Origin of the sequence: Liquorilactobacillus sicerae (assembly GCF_029916425.1) — a bacterium.
Taxonomy (GTDB): domain Bacteria; phylum Bacillota; class Bacilli; order Lactobacillales; family Lactobacillaceae; genus Liquorilactobacillus; species Liquorilactobacillus sicerae.
On the sequence record NZ_JAHAVQ010000217.1, the window covers coordinates 1 to 460 of the forward strand.

At 42.2% G+C, this 460-nt stretch carries 1 pseudogene; it reads right to left on the minus strand.

The features are described from left to right. Nucleotides 1–460: pseudogene (locus KH893_RS12080) on the minus strand (type I glutamate--ammonia ligase); the annotation flags it as partial.

Here is a 460-nt window from a genome sequence, read left to right on the forward strand (position 1 = left end):
CAATAAGCTTGAATAACTGAATATGATCAGCCGCGGTCACGGCGTCGGCATAACGAAAATCAACTTCATGTTGTCCAGGAGCAACCTCGTGATGAGCCGCCTCAACTTCAAATCCCATCTTTTCGAGTGTCAAAACAATTTCACGACGAACGTGCTCGCCTAAATCAAGTGGGGCCAAATCAAAATAGCCTCCATTATCATTAAGTTTCATTGTTGGTTTACCATCTTCTCCAAGTTTGAACAAGAAGAATTCCGGTTCTGTACCAACATTGAAATCGGAAAAACCATCTTTTTTCATATCTCCAAGAACGCGAATCAAATTATTTCTCGGATCCCCCTCGAACGGCATGCGGCTACTGGTATAAACATTAGCAACGATCATTGCAACCTTGCCATCGTGTTCGCCGGTCATTGAATCAGGTAAAATCCTAAAAGTATCCAAATCGGGATACAAATACAT